Origin of the sequence: Novosphingobium sp. (genome assembly GCF_025351285.1) — a bacterium.
Classification (GTDB): Bacteria; Pseudomonadota; Alphaproteobacteria; order Sphingomonadales; family Sphingomonadaceae; genus Novosphingobium.
In genome coordinates this window covers 1-22,301 of record NZ_JANXWG010000142.1, presented here as the reverse complement: position 1 = coordinate 22,301, position 22,301 = coordinate 1, and the positions used below count along the sequence as shown (strand labels likewise).

Genomic DNA, 22,301 nt, shown 5'->3' with positions numbered 1-22,301 from the left:
CGCTTACTCCGCAGCTTCCAGCCAGACCGGCTGGATCGGTGCGGGCAGGCCGGTTTCCGCCATGCAGTTGGCGCGCAAATCCTCGATCGACGGGCCATAATCGAACAGCTTGAGATCGCCGCGCGAGCCTCGAATTTCGGCGCGCAATGCCTCGGTCGCGGCGGCATCGACCTGCCCACGCGCATCGGCCACCACGCCATAAGCGCGCGCGCCCGCAGGTGTGACCAGGCCTTGCGTGATCTCCTTGCCGACCAGCGCGGGATCGCGCTCCAGCGGATCACCCCAGCCGCCGCCGCCCCAGGTGATGAAGTGCAACTGGTCATCGACCTCGACCGTCACGTCCTCGACCTTGTTGCCCACGATGACTTGCGTGCCATCGGCCTTCTCCAGGATCTTGCGCGCGCGCTGGCCCGGATGCCCGCCATTGACGCCCCACGGAGGCACAAACCAGCGATCATCGTGGATCGAGATCGTGCCTGGGCTCAGGAGGCGGTAAGTCATGCGGATGCCGTTGCCGCCGCGGTGCAGTCCGGCGCCGCCGCTGTCGGGCTCGGTCTCGTAGCGTTCGATCAGCATCGGGAAATAGCGTTCGAGGAACTCGTTGGGCACGTTGGTGAAGCCCGGCCACAGCGAGTGGCCATCGGGCCCATCGCCCAGCGGTCGGCCGGGAATGCCGCCGAAGCCGATCTGGAAGAGCTGGAACCACTCGCCATTCTTGCCGGGGCGGGTGTCGTTGCCCGAATAGAACAAGTGCGGGCTGGAGCTGAACCCGGCGGCGTTGAGGAATTCGGGGGTCTTCTGCCCGAGCAGCCCGCCCAGGATGTCGAAGATGCGGCCGAGGGCATGCGTGCGGCCCGACAGCGCGGCCGGAAACTTCGGCTTGAGCAGCGAGCCTTCGGGAATGCGCACGTCGATAAGGTCGTAGAACCCGTCGTTGAACAGGATCTGCGGATCGAACACCATGATCATGTAAATGCCGAAGAACATGCGGAACATGTTTTCGTTGAGGAAGAAGTTGATCGAGGCGGCCGATTGCGGATCGGTGCCCGCGAAATCGAGCACCACCTTTCCGTCCTCGCGCCACATCGTGCACTTGATCTTGTAGGGGCCGTAACCCACGCCGTCATCGCAGATATAGTCTTCGAAGCTGACGGGTTCCTCGGCGATCGCCATGCCGATCAGCTCCTGCATCGCGCGGTGGTTTCGGCCAAGCAGTTCCTGCGTGGCCGAGACATAAACGTCATCGCCGAACCGCGTCGCCATCTCGATCACCCGCCGCGCGGCCACCCGGCACGCGGCGATCAGCGCGTTGAGATCGGCCTGGCACCAATCGGGCTTGCGCGTCTGGTGCATCACCAGCTTCATCAGGTCGGAGTTATATTCACCGGCCTTCCAGATCTTGACCGGCGGGATGCGCACGCCTTCCTCGAAGATCGAACGCGCGTTGATCGGCATCGAACCGACTACCTTGCCGCCGATATCGGACATGTGCCCGAACATTGCGGTGTAGGCGATCAGTCGCCCGTCCTTGAACACCGGCAGCAGCACCAGCCAGTCGTTCGAATGGCTGACCGCGCCCCCGCAGCTATAGGGATCGGACAGGAAGATCATGTCTCCGTCCTCCAGCGTGCCGTCGAACTGGTTGAGGAAACCGCCGATGAAGCTGCCGAACTGGCCGACGATCATCTTGCCGGTGTGATCGGCGATCAGCGGGAAGGCGTCACCCTGTTCGCGGATACCCGGCGACATCGCGGTGCGCACAAGCGTGGCGTCCATCTCGATCCGCGCATTGCGCAGCGCGTTCTCGATGATGTCGAGCGTGACCGGGTCGATCACGATCTTGTTGAACGGGGTCGGGTTGGTCTGGACAATGGTTGCAGGCATGGTTCGTGCTCCCGGTGCTTTACCGATTCAGGCCAGGTTGATCAGGATGTTGCCGACGCGGTCGACCGTGGCGGTGCAGCCGCTTTCGATCAGCGTGGTCGAATCCATTTCGATCACGATCGCGGGGCCGGGGATCACGTCGCCGGCGCGCAGCTTGGCGCGATCGTAGATCACCGCCGCCTGTTCCCGCCCGTCCATCCACAGCGTGTGATCGCGCATCTTGGCGTCTGATGGATCGCCGTCGCCAGCGGGCAATTCGACTGCCGGCAGGTCGAGCGCTTTGCCCAGCGCCACCGCGCGCAAGTTCACGATTTCATGCGGGGTATCCATGTTGAAGGTGAACAGCCGGTGGTGTTCCTCGTCGAAACGCTTGAGCACGCCCGCCACGCCATCGGCGCGCAGCACATCGGCGGTGATCGTCAGCGGCACTTCGAAGGCTTGCCCTGAGTAGCGCACGTCGATCTCGAACTCGCTGGTGATCTCGGCTTCGTGTACGCCGTCGCTGATGAGGTCAGCGCGGGTCTGCGCGGCCATTTCGTCGAGGATCGCGATCAGGTCCTCGGCCTGCGTCTGGCTGGCGAGCCGCGAGAAGCTGCGCGCGGTCTCGGTGCGCATCCGCGTGGTCGCATCACCCAGGGCACACAGCACGCCGGGCGACACGGGTGAAATCGCCGGCCAGCTTCCCATCAGCCGCGCGACCGCGTTGACATGGAGCGGCCCGGCGCCACCAAAACCCATCAGCGCGAAGTGGCGCGGATCGTAGCCCTGCTGCACCGAGATCATGCGCAGCGCGCCGAACATGTTCTCGTTGACGATGTCGATGATCCCGCGCGCCGCCGCCATCAGGTCGATGCCGAGCGCGTCGGCAATGGTCTGCACGGCCTTCTTGGCGCCCTCGCGGTCTAGCTTGAAGCTGCCGCCCAGGAGGTTTTCGGGGAGGTAACCGAGCACAACGTTGGCGTCGGTCACTGTCGGCAATTCACCGCCCTTGCCGTAAGCCACCGGCCCCGGCACCGCGCCCGCGCTCTGCGGACCCACGCGCAACGCCTTCGTCAATTCGGGCACATAGGCGATCGATCCACCCCCCGCGCCCACGGTTTTCACGTCGAGCGCCGATGCGCGGACCGACAAGTGGCCGACTTCGGTGGTGCGCTGGCGGCGTGGTTCGAGGTTTTCGATAAGCGCCACGTCGGTGCTGGTGCCACCCACGTCGAGCGTGAGGATATTGCGGATGCCGGCATTCCTGCCCACCCACAGCGCCCCGGTCACCCCGCCCGCCGGACCCGACATCAGTATGTTGACCGGGTGCTCCTCGGCCTTCAGCGCGCTCATCAACCCGCCGTCCGAGCGCAGCAGCGAGAGCTTGCCCGCCATGCCCGCATCAGCCAGCTTGGCGCGCAAGTTCGAGACGTACTTTCCCACCACCGGGCGCACCGCGGCGTTGGCGACGGTGGTCAGCGTGCGCTCGTATTCCTGCATTTCGGGCAGGACTTCGTGGCTGAGCGAGATCGGCACGCCGGGCAGGATCTCGGCCGCGATTACGCCGACGCGGGCTTCGTGCGCGCCGCTGGCGTAGGCATTGATCAGGCTGACCGTGATCGCCTCGACGCCCTGCGATTTCAGGAAGCCAAGCTGCTCGCGCACGTCGCTCTCATCGAGCGGACGCAGTTCCTGGCCTTTAGCGTTGATCCGGCCCTTGATCGTTACGGTGTCTTCCAGCGCGGCGAGTGGGGTCGGCTTGGGCCAGATGATCCACGCCGCGAGGCCGCCCGGCACATAGCTGCGCGCGATCTGCATCACGTGGCGATAGCCCTCGGTCGTCACCAGCCCGACCCGCGCGCCCTTCCCTTCGAGCACGGCATTGGTGGCGACCGTGGTGCCGTGGAGGAAATAGTCGATCGCGCTCGGCTCGATCGCGGCGGCCGCGCAGATCGCGGTCACCCCGGTCAGGATGCCCTCGGACGAATCGTGCGGGGTGGACGGCGTCTTGTGCCGCCAGAACGCGCCGGTCTCGACGTTGAACAGCAGCAGGTCGGTGAACGTGCCACCGACGTCGACGCCCAGGCGATAACCCATTCCGTATTACTCCGTAAGAATCTTGGGGAAGGCCGGCGTGTGCGCCACCATCCCGGGCAATCTGCGATCCATGACCCCGGCCAGCCAGTGATTGGCCGCGATCAGGCGTGAGAGGTCGAGCCCGGTGGCAGTGCCAGCGCGCTCCAGCATAAAGACGACATCCTCGGTCGAGACGTTGCCCGCCGCGCCCGGCGCGAACGGGCAGCCGCCGAGCCCGCCGATCGAGGCATCGACGATCGTCGCTCCCGCGCCCAGCGCCGCCCAGACGTTGGCAAGGCCGGTCCCGCGCGTGTTGTGGAAATGCACTCGCACCGGCAGCGGCGCGAGTGCCGCGCCAACCCGCGCCACCAGCCGCGCGACATGCGCCGGGTTGGCGACGCCTATGGTGTCCGCCAGCCCGATCTCGATTGCGCCCGCGGCGGCGAGCGCGACGGCCATCGCCTCCACCCGATCTTCGGAGACTTCGCCTTCGAACGGGCATCCGAAGCTTGCTCCGATCGTGGCTTGCCCCGTCTTGCCCGCCGCACGCGCGCTGGCGATGATTGCGCTGGCCGCTTCGATTGAGCCCTGGCTGGTCTGGCCCTGGTTGGCCATCGCAAAGGTATCGGTGCTGACCGCTACCGCGCCGAGCTGGTCGATCCGCCCGGTGGCTAGTGCCCGATCGGCACCGCGCTGGTTCATTACGAGGCCGATGTAAGTCACATCCTCGCGCATTGGCAGCCCCGCACAAACCGCTTCGGCATCAGCCATCTGCGGTACCGCGCGTGGGTTGACGAAGCTGGTCACCTCGATCCGGCGAGACCCCGCTGCGATCGCGTGGTCGATCAGCACAAGCTTGTCCGCAGTTGAAATCGCAGCCTTCTCGTTCTGGAGTCCGTCGCGCGGTGAGACTTCGACCATCTCGATCGACGATGTATACAAATCAGTCATGCCGATCGCGGCCCATCGATCGCCGACAAGCCATGGTGGGCATCAGCGTAAGCGTGGAACGCGCGGTGGATGTGTGAGGCCATGATCGCCTGCGCCCATGCCCCGTCGCGGCGCGCAAAAGCCGCGAGAAGTTCATCGTGTTCGCTGTGCGAACGTCGCAGGGCTTCGCGGCCGTAGTGGTGCGCGGTGCGCCACACCACCGGCTGTTCGATCAGCGAGCCGAGCAGCGATGCCAGCCGCCGCGATTGCGCGGTTTCGAGAATTACCGCATGGAATTCGCGGTTGCCTTCGAGGAAGCCCGCCACGTCGGGCGGATCGGCGCGCACCGCCCGGCCGATGGCGTTGTTGCAGGCGCGCAAGGCTTCGAGCGTGACATCGTCGATCCGCTCCGCCGCGCGGCGTGCGGCGTGGCCTTCGAGCATTGCGCGCAGTTCGAACGCGTCCTCCACATCGGCCAGGGACCAGGCCGCCACGAAGCTGCGCTGCGCTTCATTGCGCTTGACCAGCAGTTCGCCTTCCAGCCGGCGCAAGGCATCACGCACGGGGGTGCGCGAAACGCCGCAGCGTTCGGCCAGCGCCTCTTCACCCAACTGTGATCCAGCCGGCAGTTCGCCGGACAGGATCATGTTGCGGATGCCGGCGTAGGCGCGGTCAGTGGCACGCGACATTATCACTCCCAAATGGCTTGACCTTGACCGTTTGTATACAATAGACTGCAGGTGTAGCAAGCTGTGATCGGCCCGGCGCGAAAATTCGCCGGGCAAGAATCGGGCAGCACTGGTCAACAGGGAGTTTCACCATGCGCGTCACCAACTGGCTGCTGTCAGCCTCCATCGCCGTTCTCGCCGTGTCTGCCGCTCCGGCGCTTGCGCAGGATGGGACCAAGCCCGCCGACGGTGCGGCCACGCCGCCGGACGAAGGGTCGATCGTCGTCACCGCGCGCCGCCAGAACGAGCGGTTGCAGGACGTGCCCGCCTCGGTCGCGGTGCTCACTGCCGCCACCCTAGAACGCACCGGCGCCACCAAGGCCGCGGATTTCGTCGCGCTCACCCCCGGCATCACCATCGTGACCGGCACCGCCGAAGCGGGTGACACGCAAATCAATATCCGGGGCATGAACGGCGCGCGCGATGCCGAAAGTTCGGTCGCGCTGGTGGTCGACGGCATCCTCAAGACCAACACCGCGCAGCTCAACCAGGACCAGGGCACACTGCGCCAGGTCGAAATCCTGAAAGGTCCGCAAGGCGCGATCTACGGCCGCAACGCAGCCGCCGGCGCAATCGTGATCCAGACGCTCAAGCCCACCGAAACGCTGACCGGCGCGGTCAAGGCTTCGTATGGAGAGCAGAACAGTGTCGCGGTTTCGGCGCATCTTGCCGGCCCACTGGGCGAAGGCGCGGGCTTCGTGCTTTCGGGAACGTCCGACACCAGCGACGGGTTCTACAAAAACATCTTCCTGAACAACCGCAAGGTGGTCGACGATCACCGCACCTGGGCGATCGACGGCCGGCTGATGTTCGGCATGAACAGCGCCACGCAACTGGACATCAAGGCGCGCTATTCGGAATTTCACGGCGCTTCGCTGCCCTTCAACGCGGCCTTCGCGCTGCCCAATTTCGCGGGTGTGAACTCGGCGTTCTACGAGGACGTCAACACGCACCCGTTCAACTTCTACAGCAACGTACGCCCCACCAACGACCAGACCAGCTTCGACGTCTCGGCCAAGATCGATCATGATTTCGGCACCGTGAAGCTGACCGCGTGGGGGCTCTATTCGAACATCAAGCAGAACCTCGTCGCCGATGGCACGTCGGCCGATTTTGCGCGCTATATCAGCGCAGCGAACCCCGCTGGTCAACTGGCAGTCAACCGTTGCTTCGCCTCCACCGCCGCGCTCAAGGGCTTCCCGGTCAACCAGCCGGGCGCGATCGGGTCGGTGCCGGTGCCGTTCATCTTCGCGCCCGCAACGGGCTCCACCTTCGGCCCCTACAGCCCGACCACGTGCGACGGTATCCAGTACCAGGTCCGCAACCAGAAGGACGCGAGCTTCGAAGTGCGGCTGGCGTCGACCACCGACGGCCCGCTTTCATGGCAGGTCGGCGGTTATTACCTCAACATCGATCGCACCGTTGGCGTTAGCCTGGGCGCCGACACCGGGCAGGGCGTGATCAAGCAGCTTTACAACGCGCCCACTTCGGCCAACCCGACCTCGCTGCTGCTGGCCGACAAGTTCAAGACCGACGTTTATGCCGGGTTCGGCTCGGTCGACTGGAAGCCCACCAGCCAGTTCAGCGCCAGCCTCGCCTTGCGTTACGACAGCGAGCATCGCCGTTCGAACACGTTGGTGCCGATCGCCACTGATCCCTTCACCGGCGGCCCGATCAACCCCGGCCAGGCGTTCGGCGCGCTGACCCCGCAATCGAAAACCTTCAACCAGTTCGAACCCAAGCTGTCGGTCAGCTACCGGCCCACCAGCAAACTCAATCTCTACGCCGATTGGGGCATCGGTTTCAAATCGGGCGGGTTCAACAACCAGGGTTCTGCGGCGCTGATCAACGCCAACTTCAACGCCTTCATCAACGCCGGGGTCACCGTCAACGACCAGTACCGCAAGGAGAAATCCAGTTCGTTCGAGATCGGCGCCAAGGGCACGCTGTTCGATGACCGGCTGACCTTCGACCTGGCGGGATACTACACCCGCGTCACCGACATGCAGTTCTTCGAATTTTTCGTCGGCAGTTTCGGGCTGCTGCGCGTGGTTTCGAACATCGACAAGGTCGACATCAAGGGCGTCGAGCTCAACGTGGGCCTAAAGCTGATCGACGGCTGGAAGGTCTATGCCTCGGGCAACTACACCGACAGCGAGATCAAAAAGAACAGCTCGCGGCCCTACACCGTCGGCAACAAGTCACCCTACACCGCCGATTACACGCTCAACTTCGGCACCGAAGTGACCCAGCCCTTGAGCGGACACGTCAAGCTGGTCGGCCGCGCCGATTATCGCGTGACCGGGCCGACCTGGTTCAGCACCGTGCAGTGCCAGACGCGACCTTCGCTATTCTCGGGGCTGCTGCCGATCTCGGCGCTGGCGCTGCCCAGCTTCGTGGGGGATGCCAGCTACTGCAAGTCGCAGCGTTCGGCCTTCGGCGTGCTCAATTTGCGCGGCGGTATCCAGACCGACCGCTACTCGCTGACGGTCTTCGCCAACAACGCGCTCGACAAGAAGTACCTGGCCGAAGTGATCCCGGCGATCGAGTTCGGCGGATCGTTCATTTCGCCCGGCGCGCGTCGAGTGATCGGCGTGGAGGCATCGGCGAAGTTCTGATCGCTGGCGCTACGCCGGCTCGATCTTGCCGGCGTAAAGCAGGCAGCCGGGGCCGAGTTGCGCCAGAACGTCGTGGATCGCGGGGGCGGAGACGGCGAAGCAGCCCTGGCTGCGGCCGATGCGGCCAAGGGTTTGCGCCATCGCGGTGTCGACGTAGCTGGCGGCGTGGATGACGATGCCTCGGTCGAGCGCCAGGTTGTTTTCGGGATCGAGCCCGATCAGCCGGCGCGATCGGCCGTGCTTGCCGGTGTAGATGTCCGAGGTGAGGAAGCTTCCGCCCGAAGACGCGTTCGAGCCCGGCTTGTTCGAGAAGCGTTCGACCCAGCCGCTGTTGTCAGGGTCTGACCCGTGGCCGTGCGCGACGAGATGGTGAGCCATGACTCGCCCGTTCGCGACGTCGACCAGATGCAGCCTCGTTGCGTGCGAGGGTGCAGTGAAATCGACAACGCCGATCACGCTGCGGTTGGCCAGGTGCAGGGCGTGGCTGTCGAACGCGGCGAGCGCGCGCGCCAGCAGCGCCGGACGCACGCCCAGTTCCGAATGCGACCCGCCGGGGAGTAGATCGGTGGGCAGGGGGGTGGGCAAGGGCATGAGAGGCGTGAAGTGACCGCGCGGCTTGGTCCGCGTACGCGGCGCGACCATGCTGACCGATCCTGCGGCCAGCGCGCCCAGAAAGTAGCGCCGATTGAACGACATGGCTTTTGCGATTCCCGAAGTGGAGGCCTGCCATCTGGGTGGCAGGCCTTCAAAATCAATCGCTTGAAGGGCATTTGGCCGATGAGGCGGGCGCCGTTTGCGGCGGGAACCCCAACCTTATCGCGCCGCGCGTTCGATCAGCCGCCCCAACCGTACAGCGAAGGCCCGCGGATCGACCGGCGGTTCGCCATCGGCAATGCGCGCCTCGTCGAGCAGGAGGTGCGCGGCATCGGTGCGCAACGTGTCATCGGCAGGCAGCGCGGCCAGCCGTTCGATCTGCGCATGGCCCGGGTTGACTTCAAGCACCGGCTTGGCGCCGGCGGGCACCTGGCCCGAACCCGCGAGCAGCTTTTCGAGGTTGCGGTCGAGCGCGGACTCGCTCGCCACGAGGCACACTGCGCTCTGCGTCAGCCGGGCCGATGCGCGCACGTCGGACACCGCATCGCCGAGCGTGTCCTTGACGAACGCCAGGAATGCCTCGGTTTCGGGGCTGGCCTCGGTCGTGGGCGCATCGGCGCCCTCGGCCAGTGGGATCAGCGTCAGGTCGGCCGCGCCCTGGGTCACCGACTTGAACGGCTTGCCCCCATGATCCAGGCCTGAGGTGACCCAGAAGCTATCGACCTGATCGGGCAGCAGCAGCACTTCGATCCCGCGCGCGCGGAATCCCTCAAGCTGCGGCGATGTCGCCAGCCGATCGAGATCGGTGCCCGCCGCATAGTAGATCGCGGTCTGGTTGTCCTTCATCGCTGCAACGTAGTCTTCGAGGCTGCGCCATTCTGCACCAGATGCGGTCGTCTTGAACCGCGCCAGCTTGAGCAGCGCCTCGCGCCGCTCGAAGTCCTCGTAGAGCCCTTCCTTGAGCACCGCGCCGAAGGTGTCCCAGATCTTCGCGTAGCTTTCGGGATTGTCGCGCGCGGTCTTTTCGAGCTCGCCCAGGACCTTGCCGGTCAGGCCTTTCTGGATCGCGGTGAGGATCGGGCTGTCCTGAATCATCTCGCGCGACATGTTGAGCGGCAGGTCGGCCGAATCGACCAGCCCGCGCACAAAGCGCAGATAGCGGGGCAGCAGCGTCGCCTCGTCGGTGATGAACACGCGGCGCACGTAGAGCTTCATCCGGCCCTTGCGATCAGGGTCGAACAGATCGAACGGGCGCGCTTCGGGGATGAACGCCAGCACGTTGTATTCGTGGCGGCCCTCTGCGCGGTAATGCAACGTCAGCGCGGGGGCGTCGAACTGGCCAGCCAGGCTGCGGTAGAAATCGGTGTAGTCTTCGGGTGTCACTTCGGACTTGGGCCGGGTCCACAGCGCGGTGCCATCGGCGATCTCGCTCGCCTCGCCATCGGGCTTGTCGAGCAATTCGATCGGCACCGGCACGTGGCCCGATTGCGCCTTGACGATGCGTTCGATCTGCCAACGCTCGGCATAGTCGTTGGCGTCCTCCAGCAGGTGCAGCACGATGCGGGTGCCGCGCGTGGGCGCTTCGACGGTTGAAACCGAGGCGATGGTGTAAGTACCCTGGCCATCGGACGACCACATCGCGGCCTCATCGCTGCCGGCGCGGCGCGAGAGCACGTCGACCTTGCCGGCCACCATGAACGCCGAATAGAAGCCGACGCCGAACTGGCCGATGAGTTGCGTATCGCCCGTACCTTCGCCCGCTTTGGTGGCGGCGATCCGGTCCATGAACGCCTTGGTGCCCGACCGCGCGATCGTGCCCAATGTTTCGCCCATGTCGGCCGCGGTCATGCCGATGCCGTTGTCGGCGATCGTCAACCGGTGCTGGTCTGGATCGAGCGTGATGGTGATTTTCGGCCGAGGATCATCGCCCAGCAGCGCCGGATCGGTGATCGCTTCATAGCGCAGCTTCTCGCAGGCATCGGCCGCGTTCGAGATCAGCTCGCGCAGGAACACGTCCTTGTCCGAATAGACCGAGTGCACCATCATGTGGAGCAGCTTGGAGACATCGGCTTCGAAAGCATGGACTTCGGGACCAGGGGCGGTTTCAATCGTGTCGGTCGTCATGGTGTGGCTGGCCTTCAACAGAATTCGGTGTTTCCCGCAAATGTGCGGGACCGGTGCCGATTTCAAGCAGCCGGGATCGTTTGAAAATCACTGGCCGGGTTGACGGCTTCGCCATCCCTGCGGCAATGAACGCTTGCGACGGTGGGGACCGACACAAAGTGATCAGGATGGCCGCGTGACTCCACTCTCCCGTTCGTGGCGCCTGCGCGGTGGCGAAACCGGCCGGCTGATTGCCGATCGCGACTGGTCGGACACGCCGCTTGGCCCGATCAATCAATGGCCGCCGAGCCTGAACACCGCGCTGGCGGTGTTGCTGCTGTCACCGGTGCCGATCGTGATGCTGTGGGGCACCGACGGGATCATGCTCTACAACGATGCCTATTCGTTGTTCGCGGGCGGGCGCCATCCCGACCTGCTCGGGAGCAAGGTGCGCGAAGGCTGGCCCGAGGTTGCGGATTTCAACGATCATGTGATGAAGGTCGGGCTGGCCGGCGGCACCCTGGCATTCCGCAACCACGAATTGACGCTGTGGCGCAACGGCGTGCCCGAGCAGGTGTGGATGAACCTCGATTATTCGCCGATCCTCGACGAAAGCGGCCAACCGGCGGGGGTAATCGCGTTCGTGGTCGAAACCACCGGCGCACACCGCGCCGAGCAGGAACTGCTGTCCGAACGCGAGGCGCTGCGGGTGCTGAACGCGAAAGTTACGGCAATCGCTTTGGAAAACGCCAACCTGATTCAAGAGGCACGCCTGGCCAACGAAACGCTCGAACAGCGGGTGGAGCAGCGCACTGCCGAATTGACCGAGGCGCACGAGGCACTGCGCCAGGCGCAGAAGATGGAAGCGGTTGGCCAACTCACCGGTGGGATCGCGCACGATTTCAACAACCTGCTTGCCGGGATCAGCGGCAGCCTCGAACTGATCGAGCGGCGATTGATCGGAGGCCGCAGCGACGGGCTCGAACGCTTCATCGTCGGCGCGCAAGCCTCGGCCAAGCGCGCCACCGCGCTGACTCAGCGACTGCTGGCCTTCTCGCGGCGACAGACGCTCGATCCCAAGCCAGTCGACGCCAACCGGCTGATCCACGGCATCGAGGACCTGATGCGCCGCACCATCGGCCCGGCGATCACGCTCGAAGTAGTGGGCGCGGGCGGGTTGTGGACCACGCGGGTCGACCCTGCGCAGCTCGAAAGCGCGCTCATCAACCTGGCGATCAATGCGCGCGATGCGATGCCCGAAGGCGGCCGCATCACGATCGAAACCGCCAACAAATGGCTCGATGCGCGCGCCGCGCCCGAACGCGATCTGGCGCCCGGCCAGTACATCTCGATCTGCGTGACCGATACCGGCACCGGCATCCCCAAGGACGTGATCGACCGGATTTTCGACCCGTTCTTTACCACCAAGCCGATCGGCAAGGGCACGGGCCTGGGGCTGTCGATGGTTCACGGCTTCGTGCGCCAGTCAGGCGGGCAAGTGCGTGTTTACAGCGAGACGGGCGAGGGGGAGGGGCCACAGGTCAATTCACCGCGCGGCACAACGATGTGCCTGTACCTGCCGCGATACGTTGGAGCTGCGGTCGTCGAGGTTTCGGCTCCCGGTCCGGTGGTGGCCGTTCAAGGCAGCGGGCGCACGGTGCTGGTGATCGACGACGAACCGATGGTGCGGATGCTGATCGTCGAAGTGCTTGAAGAAGCAGGCTTTCGCTCGCTCGAAGCCGAAGACGGGCCAAGCGGTCTGAAGCTGCTCGACCAAGAGCCGGGGATCGACTTGCTGGTCACCGATGTTGGCTTGCCCGGCGGGATGAACGGGCGCCAGGTGGCCGATGCCGCGCGCCAGAGCCGGCCCGACCTCAAGGTGCTGTTCGTGACCGGCTATGCGGAAAACGCTGCGGTCGGCAATGGCTTGCTCGACCCGGGGATGGAAATCATCACCAAACCTTTCGGCATGACCGAACTTGCCGCCAAGATCACCGAAATGATCGAGAGCTGAATCGGGGCGCGGCCGCGTGAATTCATTTTGACAATGTGACGCTTGCGTGACTAGCACCGCTGCCTTCGGGATAGGGGATGCGGTCTGGATCAACTGAATGCAGCGCGCGGGCCCGGCGGGCACGCCACGATTCCGGGTCACTGGATGGCGGCCAGCCTGGCTATCAGCGGGCTGGCTGTCGCAGTCTTGTTAGCGTGGGACCGGCTTGGCCTGGCGCCGCGCAGCTTCGGGGTGGCCGCTTGCGCGTCAAGCCTTGGCCTGCTGGCGTGTGTGCGCGTCTGGACGAGGGCCGCGGTCGATCCGTTCCGGCGATGGCTGCGCGATTTCGCCGAAGACATGCTACTGTTCTGCGCCATTGCGCTGCTTGGCGTGCTGGCAAGCTATCCGCTGGCGGCGAGCACGCACGGCTACGTCGATGCCACGCTGCAGCGCTGGGACACGGCGCTGCATTTCGACTGGATCGCCTGGTATCGTGGAGTGACCTCGCACCCCGTGCTCCGCCGTATGGGCGAGGCGGCTTACGCCACGATATATGTGTCACCATTCCTGCTGCTGGGATGGTTTGCCAAGACCGGCCAGCGCTTCGAGGCGCGGCGGTTCCTGCTCGCGTTCTGGCTGGCCGAAGTGCTGACGCTGCTGTTGTTCCGCGAATTTCCGGCCGAAGGACCGCTGGCGTTCCTGTGGCACGGGCCGATTCCCTACATGCCGACAAGCGCGCTTTACCAGCAGCAATTGATCCCGGCGCTGCGGCTGCACCACGTCAGCGGGATCGATCTCGGCGCGCTGCGCGGGCTGGTCTGCGCGCCCAGCTTCCACACAGCATCGGCGGTGCTGTACATGTGGGCGGCATGGCCGGTCGTGCAATTGCGGCGGGTGGTGGTGCCGCTCAACTGCGCGATGCTGCTGGCTACGCCGATCGAGGGCACGCATTATCTATCAGACATGATTGCCGGTGCGGCGGTGGCGGGTTTCGCGATCTGCGTGGTGGTTCTCGCATTGCGCTGGACCGGGCGTCATCTGCATCATGGGCTTGAACCAATGCCGGCCTTTGCGCGGGTCAGCCAGCCGGGGTAGGGGCGGGAGCGTGAGCGCGCTTCCGATCCATGCCGTCCTGCCCGAACTGCTCGATGCATTGCGCTCCGGGCCGAACGCCGTACTTGTCGCCCCGCCCGGAGCGGGCAAGACCACCGCGGTCGCACCCGCTTTGCTGGCCGAGCCGTGGTGCAGCGGTACGGTGATTGTGCTGTCCCCGCGCCGCGTGGCCGCGCGCGCGGCGGCCGAACGCATGGCCGAAGAACTGGGCGAACCGGTCGGCCGGACGATCGGCTACCTGACCCGGCTCGACAGCAAGCGCACGGGCGCCACGCGCGTACTGGTGATGACCGAGGCGATTTTCGTCGCAACCATCCTGGGCGATCCCGAATTGGCCGGGATTTCCGCCGTGCTGTTCGATGAGGCACACGAACGGCATCTCGATTCGGATCTTGGCCTGGCGCTGGCGATTGAGGCGCAAGGCGTGTTGCGCGATGATCTGCGGATCGTGGTGATGTCGGCCACGCTCGATGGTGCGCGTTTTGCGGCGTTGCTAGGCAACGCCCCGGTCATCGAAAGCGCGGGCAAGGCGTGGCCACTGGCGATCAAATGGCTGGGCGGTCGGCCCGAAGCGCGCGTGGAAGATCAAGTCGCCAGCGCCGTGTTGGCGGCGTGGCGCGAGGAATCGGGCGACATCCTCGCCTTCCTCCCCGGCGTCCGCGAGATCGAGCGCACGCACGAACGGCTGGCGGAGAAGCTGCCGCAAGCGCTGGTGTTGCCGCTCCACGGACAAGTCGACCCCGCCGGGCAGCGGGCCGCGATCCGCCGCGATCCCGGCCAGAATGGACAAGGGGGCCGGCGCAGGATCGTGCTGGCCACTGCCATCGCCGAAACGTCGCTGACGCTCGATGGTGTCTCGGTCGTGGTCGATGCCGGGCTGTCGCGCCGCGCAGAGTTCGACGTGGCCGCGGGCGTGACCCGGCTGGTCACCACCCGCGCCAGCCGCGCCGCTGCCGCACAGCGCGCCGGCCGCGCGGCGCGGCAGGGTCCTGGTGTTGCGTATCGGCTGTGGGAGGAGGCGGGGCACGCCGGCCGTGCCGCCTTCGATCCGCCCGAGATGCTGGCCGCCGATCTGGCCCCGCTGGCGCTGACATTGGCGCGATGGGGCGCACACGATGCGCGGGCGCTGGCCTGGCTCGATCCGCCGCCGGCGCCCGCACTGGCAGCGGCGCAGTCGCAACTGACGACATTGGGCGCGCTGGACCAGGCGGGCCGGATCACCCCGCACGGGCAGGCGATGGCGGCGCTGCCGATGCAACCCCCGTTGGCGCACATGCTCCTTTATGCTGCGCAGTATGGCGCAGCAATTGTTGCCGCAAGACTGGCGCTGTTGTTGCAGGAACGCGGGCTGGGCGGGCGGTCGGACGACCTTGCCGCGCGGCTCGATCGCTGGAACGGCGAACGCGGCGCCCGCGCCGATGCCTCGCGCAAGCTGGCCGATCGCTGGGCCAAAGCGGCCGAACGTGCGGCAGGCAAGCCGCAGCAGCGCGAGCAACCGCCGCTCGCCGTGCTGCTCGCCGAAGCGTTTCCCGATCGCATCGCCAAGGCCCGCTCGGCATCGGGCGAAGACTGGTTGTCCGCCGGCGGACGCGGCTACCGGCTCGACCCGGCCTCTCCGCTGGCGCGCGCCACCTGGCTGGTGGTCGGCGATGCGGCGGGGCAGGCCAGCGGCGCGCGCATTCTTGCCGGGCTGGCGCTGGACGAAGCAGACCTCGGCCGCTGGCTCGGCCACCGCATCACCGCGCGGCACACATTGGCGTGGAATGCCGACGCCGCGCGGGTGGACGCGCGGCTCGAACGCCGGTTGGGCGCGATCACGCTGGCGCGGGTGCCTGATCCGTCGCCCGAACCGGCGGCGGTGGCGGCGCTGCTGCTCGATCGGGTGCGTGCCGAGGGGCTGGGCGCGCTGCCGTTGGGCGATGGCGCGAAAGCACTGCTGGCGCGCGGGGCCTATGCCGGACTTGCTGCTCTGGGTGCCGAAGCTCTGATCGCCGATTTCGACCAGTGGCTCGGCCCTTTATTGGCCAATCGCCGCGACCTGGCGGTGCCGCCTGGCGCGCTGCACGAAGCGCTGCTCGGCCGGCTGGATTGGACCGAACGCCAGCAACTGGACACGCTGGCGCCATCGCAGTTCACCTCGTCGCTCGGCACCACGCACGCGATCGACTACGCCCATGAGGGTGGCCCCGCCGTCGAATTGCGCGTCCAGGCGCTGTTCGGGCTGGACCGGCACCCCATGATCGGCCGCCCGCCCCGCGCGCTGCTGCTCAGCCTGACGTCTCCCGGCGGCCGACCGATCCAGTTGACCACCGACTTGCCCGCGTTCTGGCGCGGATCGTGGAAGGACGTGGTCAAGGACATGAAGGGCCGCTACCCGCGCCACCGCTGGCCCGATGAGCCCTGGACCGAGGACCCGAGCCTCAAGACGCGCAATGCGTTCGAACGGACGAACCGGACTTGATCTTGGGAACGTTGTGCCCGAAAGGCACGCGATGACCGCACGCATCTTCCAACGCCCGAAAAACGCCATGCAATCGGGCAGGGCGCGCACCGGTGACTGGCTGCTCGAATTCGCGCCCGCCGAAGCGCGCCATCCCGATCCACTGATGGGCTGGTCGGGCTCGGGTGACACGCAGGTCCAGGTCGTTTTGAAGTTCGCCAGCGCCGAAGACGCGCAAGCCTATGCGACCAAACACGGCATCGACGCGCATTTCACGCCCACCCCGCCGCGCCGCCTGAAGCTGCAAAGCTACGCCGATAATTTTCGCTGAGGGTCGGTTCAGCGCGCACTGTCTGGACAAATCGCTCGCTCCTCGCCATACGCGCGACCGGGAGTCGGTCGGACGCTTGCGTCCGCCAACCTGGTCAGGTCCGGAAGGAAGCAGCCACAACGGGTTGCGGCGGGTCGGCCGGCTCCTTCGAGATGCGCCCGAGATGCCACTCGCCATTCGCTGTCATAGCGATTACCTGAAGGCGTGATGGCCGATTCAACTGACATGTTTGGCAATGCGCAGACGCACGAAACCGTGCCTGCGCCAAACGCGGCCGAGCTTGAAGCCGCCGGACAATCGGCGCTGTTCGGGGATGCTGCGCCTGTGCCCGCTCCGCCGCTTGACACGCTCGCACCAGTTGCCCCCGCGACCCCTTACCGCGTGCTTGCGCGCAAATACCGGCCGCAGACTTTCAGTCAGTTGATCGGGCAGGAGGCGATGGTGCAGACGCTCGCCAACGCGATCCGGCGCGAACGGCTGGCGCATGCCTTTTTGATGACCGGGGTGCGCGGCGTGGGCAAGACCAGCACCGCGCGGCTGATCGCCAAGGCGCTGAACTGCATCGGAACCGACGGGCAGGGCGGCGCCACAATCGATCCGTGCGGGATGTGCGAACCCTGCGTGGCGATCGCCGAAGGCCGCCACATCGACGTGATCGAGATGGACGCGGCCAGCCACACCGGCGTCGACGACGTGCGCGAGATCATCGAGGCGGTGCGCTACGCCGCGGTCAGCGCGCGCTACAAGATCTACATCATCGACGAAGTCCACATGCTCAGCCGCAACGCCTTCAATGCGCTGCTGAAAACGCTCGAAGAACCGCCCGCGCACGTGAAATTCCTGTTCGCGACGACCGAGGCGGACAAGCTGCCCGTCACCGTGCTGTCGCGCTGCCAGCGCTTCGATCTTCGCCGGATTCCCACGCCGATGCTGGCCGGTCACTTCGCCTGGGTGTGCTCGGAAGAACACGTCGTGGCCGAGCCCGAGGCGTTGGCGATGATCGCGTCCGCCGCCGAAGGATCGGTGCGCGACGGGCTGTCGATCCTCGACCAGGCCATCAGCCATGCCGATTTCGCGGGCTCTGACGAAGATGCGGGCAAGGTTACCGCTGCGCAAGTCCGCGATATGCTGGGGCTGGCCGACAAGGCGATGCAGCGGCGGCTGTTCACCGCGGTGCTGTCGGGCGACGGTATTGCGCTGATCGAGGACGTGGCGGCGCAATATGCGCTCGGCGTCGAACCTGTAAATCTGATGCGCGCGCAGCTCGATCTGGTGCACCGCATCACCGTTTCGCAATTCGGCAGCGGCGCCGATGGCCGCTCGGCCGAGGAGCGCGCCGAGCTGGAAGGCTGGGGCAAGCAGCTATCCGCCGGGCAGCTTCACCGCCTGTGGCAATTGCTGCTCAAGGGCTACGAGGAAGTGCGCACCTCGCCCGATCCGCTGGCTTCGGCGCAAATGGCGTTGCTGCGCGTGGCGCATGCCGCTGAATTGCCCGATCCGGGGCAACTGGCGAAGCGGCTGGAGGAACTGGCCGCCCGCGGTCCGGTTGCTGCGCCTGCCAAGCCCGATGGGTCTGCCGGTTCCTCTCCAACCGCCGATGCTCCGCCCGCGCCGCATATGGACTGGGCGGCGCTGGTCGATTCGGTCGATCGCGCGGGGTTGCTGGTGGCGGCGGGCACGATGCGCGACTGGGTGCGCGTGATCGAGCTCGGCCACGAACTGCTCCGCTTCCAGCTCGCACCGGGCTATACCGCCGATGTGGTGCCCGAGATCAAGGACGCACTGCTGAAGGTGACCGGGCAACGCTGGCAGGTCGAACGCGCGCCCGCCGATCCCAACACTCCGCCGCAGCCCAGCTTGCGCGAACTCGCGGAGGCAGAGGCTGTCGCTGCCGAAGCCGCCTTGCGTGCCGATCCGCTGGTCAAGGCCGCCTTCGCCCATTTCCCCGAAGCCGAACTGATCGACGAGGCCAAGGCCCGCGATCCCTCGGCGCCAAGCTGGAGCAAACGCGCATGAAATCGATGGAAGAAATGATCCAGGCCGCGCAAGCCGCGGCGCAGACCATCCAGAAGCAGATGGAAGAAGCGCAAGGCAAGCTCGACCAGATCGAAGTCGAAGGCGTCGCCGGTGGTGGGCTCGTGAAAATCCGCGCCACCGCCAAGGGTCGCGTGATCGGCGTGGCGATCGACGACAGCCTGCTGGTTCCATCCGACAAGGGTATCTTGGAAGACCTCGTCGCCGCCGCCTTCAACGATGCGCGCGGCAAGGCCGATTCGGCTGCAGGCGCAGAAATGCAGAAGGTCCAGGCCGCGGCCGGTATCCCGCCGGGGTTCAAGCTGCCGTTCTAAGGGCACCTGCTCCCCTTTCGTTGTCATGCTGAACTTGTTTCAGCATCCATCGTTGAGCCTGCGATGATGCTCGTTGGAGCAACGACACCGCAGTTGCTCTGTCACCGACAAACCCGACTGGGACGCGAAATGGATGCTGAAACAAGTTCAGCATGACAATGTTGTGGGGTGAGGATCGCCTTCCGATTTTCGAGGAGTTAAAACCAATGGGTCCATGGATCATCGCCTACATCGCCACTGGGGTAGCCTTTCTCGGCATCGACGCGGTGTGGCTGTCGTTCGCCGCGAACAAGCTCTACCGGCCCAACATCGGTCCGCTGATGCTCGACAAGTTCAGCGTGCCCCCGGCAGCACTGTTCTACCTGATCTACATCGGCGGCATCGTGTTCTTCGCGATCGCGCCCGCGCTCGCTAGCGGGCGCTGGACCGCGGCGCTGGTGCGCGGCGCGCTGCTCGGCTTCGTTTGCTATGCCACGTACGATCTGACCAACCAGGCCACGCTCAAGGGCTGGTCGAGCACGGTGACGGTGGCTGATTTGTGCTGGGGCACCTTCGTCACGGGCGCGGCGGCCAGCGTCGGGTTCCTGGTGCTGCGCTGGGCGATGGCGAGGGCTTGAGGAAAACCCGTCGGGGGCGTCAGAACAATTCGTCGAGCAGCAGGTGGAAAGCCATGCGGCGCGGATCGGGCTTGTCGATCCCGTATTGTTCGAACAGCCGGTCCTGCAATCCGGCCCCGAACTCGCTCAGGCAGGTCCACAGCAGGGCCAGGTCCTGATAGCGATCGGCGATCCCGGCGCGGCCCACGTCGATGCAGCCGACGACTGCGCCGCCGTCGAGCAGCAGGTTGTCGAGCGTGAAATCGCCGTGCGTGACGATCCGGTCGAACGCCAGCGGCAGCATCGCCTGCACGTCCGCCCAGACTTGTTCGGCGGTCTGGCCCAGCCGTTCCTCGTCGAAATCATCCTCGTCGACCTGGCCCGCATCGATCCGGGCGCGGGCGTGGGCCAAGCGGGGAGCGAGCGCGTTTTCGAACGGGCAGGCCTCGACGGGGATGGCATGTACCCGCCGCATGAATGCCGCCAACGCATCGACCACCTTGGGTCCGGTAGAAGAATCGGCTTCGAGCAGTCGACACGCGGGCTGCCCCGGCATGGCGGTCATCAAGAGCCAGGCCGCGCCGTCCGCAGCCTCGAAATCGACGACTTGCGGCACCGGCAGGTATTCGGCCAGCCAGCGCAACCGCGCGGCTTCTGCGATGATGTCAGCGGCCACCGCCCCGGTGCCGGTCTTGAGGAACAGATGCATCGCACCCGGTTTGCCGTGGAGCCGATAAACGCTCGCCCCCGATTGACCGACGGTATCGCGCGACCAGCGATAGCCTTCGACGGCGGTTGAGATCGCGCGCGGGACCGTGGCGGAATTCGACCTTTCGGTCATCGATGCAGTTCGATCAGCCACCAGTCTGCCATCGCGGCCAGCCGCACCGGCACAGTACCCGAACCCAACCCGGCGGTCACGAACGTCGTTCGATGCGGATCGTCGATCCGCCCGCAACGATAGCGCGGATCGAACAGCCGCTTGCGGCCGATATAGCTCGCCACCGATGTGCCCCACGGCAGCACGACTTGCCCGCAGTGCGTGTGCCCGGCCAGCAGCAGCGGGACGCGATCGGGCAGGTCTTTGACCACATCGGGCGAATGGCTGAGCGCGATCGGTATTCCGCCCAAACGGTCGGCCGCTGCCATCGCGCGCCGCAAGTCATCATGCCGCGTCACGAGGTCGTCCACCCCGACAATGGTGAACGACCCGCGCCGCACGGCCTCGTTTTCGAGCACGACCACGCCCGCCTTGGCCAGATCGGCTCGGATCGCTTGCGGCAGCGTCCAGTGATCGTGATTGCCCAGCACTGCGAACACGCCGAGCGGTGCGCGCAGCCGCGACAGCGGGGCGGTCAGCCCGGTGGCGCGTTCGGGGGCGCCCTGGTTGTCATATCCCGTGATGAAATCGCCCGCGATCACGATCAGGTCGGGCCGTGCGGCATCGATCTGCGCAACGATCCGGTTGAGCCGGGCGGCGGTCATGCCCCGATTGCCGAGGTGTATGTCGGACAGCAGGGCCACGTGCACCGGCTTCGTGTTGGCCTGGAGTGCCGGCAGCGCAACAGACGCAGTCCGCTCGATCGGATCGGCTAGCACATTGTCCAGGCCGATCAGGATCAGCACGGCCAGCGCCAGGGTCAGCACCCAGCCGGCCAGCCCGGCCATTCGCAAAAACCGGCGGCCAAGCGAAGAATGCTCGGCGCGCGCCTCATTAAGCGCTAGCCCGCCCAGCGACCACAGCACTACCAGCGTCAGCACCAGCGCGCTGCCCGCGTTGATCCGCGCCATCTGCGCGGTCTGCTCGGGCGTGAATGCGCCAAGTGCGGGACCCAGATGGCGCCCCAGCCAGAACGTGACGATCGCCCCCGCCAGCAGCGCGCGCCTCAGCCGCGATGCCGCACGCAACGCCAGCAGTGCGATCAGCGCTTCGGGCACCAGGAACAGCTCCACCCCCGATCCCGCGCCCAGCGCCTTTGCCGCGATCAGCCCGTTGCCGAAGCCCGCGAGCACCAGCAGCGCCGGCCCAAACACTGAATTGCGCCGCGCCGCCCACGGCACCAGGCAGAACACCGGGGTTGAAACGAACGTCCAGCACGCCAGCCACCACGGCCCGCCGACCAGCCACCACAAGTAAAGCGGATACGTCGGCTGGCTGCTCGCCACCAGCAGCGCGATGCGGTTGCACGCCGCCGTCATCGGATCGGGATGGGTGGCGTAGGCAGCCAGTCGCTGGCCCAAGGTCATTCGCCGACGGGCTTGAGCCGCACGTGTGTCACGCCCCATTCGTCGCCGCGGTCGTGCCCGAACAGTCCCGCGGTGGCGAGGTAGAACAGCCGCCAGCGCCGCCGCCACAGCGCTGCATCGGCCCCGTAAACCTGACGCAACACTGCATCGATCCCGCTGCGGTTGGCGTCGAAGCGTTCGAGCCACTGGTTGGCGGTGCGCTGGTAATGCGTACCGCTCCAGCGCCATTGCTGCTCGACTTCGAACGTCTCGCCGAAGTGGTGGACCAGCCCGTCGCTGGGCATGATACCACCAGTGAAGAAGTGCTGGGCGATCCAGTCG

The 22,301-nt window shown here is 66.1% G+C and carries 16 protein-coding genes, 1 other RNA gene and 1 pseudogene; 9 read left to right on the top strand and 9 right to left on the bottom strand.

Features of this window, described 5'->3' with window-relative positions; all coding sequences use genetic code 11:
* Positions 1-3: 3 nt before the first annotated feature.
* From Q0R16_RS17295 to Q0R16_RS17280, 4 genes are read right to left on the bottom strand one after another with little or no spacing between them, the layout of a single operon-like run.
* Positions 4-1,884: a hydantoinase B/oxoprolinase family protein gene (locus Q0R16_RS17295; RefSeq protein ID WP_295639074.1), complete on the bottom strand. Its 1,881-nt coding sequence runs from the start codon at positions 1,882-1,884 to the stop codon at positions 4-6.
* A 27-nt stretch (positions 1,885-1,911) separates the two neighbouring features.
* Positions 1,912-3,960, bottom strand: a complete 2,049-nt coding sequence (locus Q0R16_RS17290) for a hydantoinase/oxoprolinase family protein (protein WP_295639071.1) — start codon at positions 3,958-3,960, stop codon at positions 1,912-1,914.
* A 6-nt stretch (positions 3,961-3,966) separates the two neighbouring features.
* A complete protein-coding gene (locus tag Q0R16_RS17285) occupies positions 3,967-4,890 on the bottom strand; it encodes a hydroxymethylglutaryl-CoA lyase (protein ID WP_295639068.1) in 924 nt (307 codons plus the stop codon).
* Complete coding sequence (locus tag Q0R16_RS17280; RefSeq protein WP_295639065.1) at positions 4,887-5,558, bottom strand: GntR family transcriptional regulator; 672 nt, start codon at positions 5,556-5,558, stop codon at positions 4,887-4,889. The genes Q0R16_RS17285 and Q0R16_RS17280 overlap by 4 nt, the downstream gene beginning before the upstream one ends.
* 131 nt (positions 5,559-5,689) lie before the next feature.
* Here Q0R16_RS17280 and Q0R16_RS17275 point away from each other — a divergent pair, with 131 nt between their 5' ends.
* The gene (locus Q0R16_RS17275) at positions 5,690-8,215 is read left to right on the top strand and encodes a TonB-dependent receptor (protein WP_295639061.1); all 2,526 of its coding nucleotides are present in this window, start codon (positions 5,690-5,692) and stop codon (positions 8,213-8,215) included.
* A 9-nt stretch (positions 8,216-8,224) separates the two neighbouring features.
* Here the strand turns inward: Q0R16_RS17275 and Q0R16_RS17270 are convergent, their stop codons facing one another.
* Positions 8,225-8,911, bottom strand: a complete 687-nt coding sequence (locus Q0R16_RS17270; protein WP_295639058.1) for a murein L,D-transpeptidase catalytic domain family protein — start codon at positions 8,909-8,911, stop codon at positions 8,225-8,227.
* 117 nt (positions 8,912-9,028) lie between these two features.
* Positions 9,029-10,933: a molecular chaperone HtpG gene (gene htpG, locus Q0R16_RS17265; RefSeq protein WP_295639056.1), complete on the bottom strand. Its 1,905-nt coding sequence runs from the start codon at positions 10,931-10,933 to the stop codon at positions 9,029-9,031.
* Positions 10,934-11,108: 175 nt separating this feature from the next.
* Here htpG and Q0R16_RS17260 point away from each other — a divergent pair, with 175 nt between their 5' ends.
* From Q0R16_RS17260 to Q0R16_RS17225, 8 genes are all read left to right on the top strand, one after another.
* Complete coding sequence (locus Q0R16_RS17260) at positions 11,109-12,926, top strand: ATP-binding protein (RefSeq protein ID WP_295639054.1); 1,818 nt, start codon at positions 11,109-11,111, stop codon at positions 12,924-12,926.
* Positions 12,927-13,070: 144 nt separating this feature from the next.
* Positions 13,071-14,000, top strand: coding sequence for a phosphatase PAP2 family protein (locus Q0R16_RS17255; RefSeq protein WP_295639051.1), 930 nt, complete (start codon positions 13,071-13,073; stop codon positions 13,998-14,000).
* Positions 14,001-14,010: 10 nt separating this feature from the next.
* Positions 14,011-16,479 carry an ATP-dependent helicase HrpB gene (gene hrpB / locus Q0R16_RS17250; RefSeq protein WP_295639048.1) on the top strand — a complete coding sequence of 823 codons (2,469 nt, stop codon included), beginning with the start codon at positions 14,011-14,013 and terminating at the stop codon, positions 16,477-16,479.
* A 31-nt stretch (positions 16,480-16,510) separates the two neighbouring features.
* Positions 16,511-16,789, top strand: coding sequence for an ETC complex I subunit (locus Q0R16_RS17245; RefSeq protein WP_295639045.1), 279 nt, complete (start codon positions 16,511-16,513; stop codon positions 16,787-16,789).
* Positions 16,790-16,846: 57 nt separating this feature from the next.
* Positions 16,847-16,941, top strand: an RNA gene (gene ffs / locus Q0R16_RS17240) — signal recognition particle sRNA small type.
* Positions 16,942-16,996: 55 nt separating this feature from the next.
* A complete protein-coding gene (locus Q0R16_RS17235) occupies positions 16,997-18,805 on the top strand; it encodes a DNA polymerase III subunit gamma/tau (protein ID WP_295639042.1) in 1,809 nt (602 codons plus the stop codon).
* On the top strand, positions 18,802-19,137 hold the full coding sequence (locus tag Q0R16_RS17230; RefSeq protein ID WP_295639039.1) for a YbaB/EbfC family nucleoid-associated protein: 336 nt from the start codon (positions 18,802-18,804) through the stop codon (positions 19,135-19,137). The genes Q0R16_RS17235 and Q0R16_RS17230 overlap by 4 nt, the downstream gene beginning before the upstream one ends.
* Before the next feature lie 206 nt (positions 19,138-19,343).
* Entirely contained in the window at positions 19,344-19,754 is a 411-nt protein-coding gene (locus Q0R16_RS17225; RefSeq protein ID WP_295639036.1) for a DUF2177 family protein, read from the top strand.
* 19 nt (positions 19,755-19,773) lie between these two features.
* On the opposite strand, the gene Q0R16_RS17220 is transcribed toward Q0R16_RS17225, so the two are convergent.
* The 3 genes and pseudogenes from Q0R16_RS17220 to Q0R16_RS17210 form a co-directional block, all read right to left on the bottom strand.
* Positions 19,774-20,574: an APH(3') family aminoglycoside O-phosphotransferase gene (locus Q0R16_RS17220; protein WP_295639033.1), complete on the bottom strand. Its 801-nt coding sequence runs from the start codon at positions 20,572-20,574 to the stop codon at positions 19,774-19,776.
* Positions 20,571-21,980, bottom strand: a complete 1,410-nt coding sequence (locus tag Q0R16_RS17215) for a metallophosphoesterase (RefSeq protein ID WP_295639030.1) — start codon at positions 21,978-21,980, stop codon at positions 20,571-20,573. The genes Q0R16_RS17220 and Q0R16_RS17215 overlap by 4 nt, the downstream gene beginning before the upstream one ends.
* Positions 21,977-22,301 (bottom strand): annotated as a pseudogene (locus Q0R16_RS17210) (class I SAM-dependent methyltransferase); the annotation flags it as partial. The pseudogene Q0R16_RS17210 and the gene Q0R16_RS17215, both read right to left, overlap by 4 nt.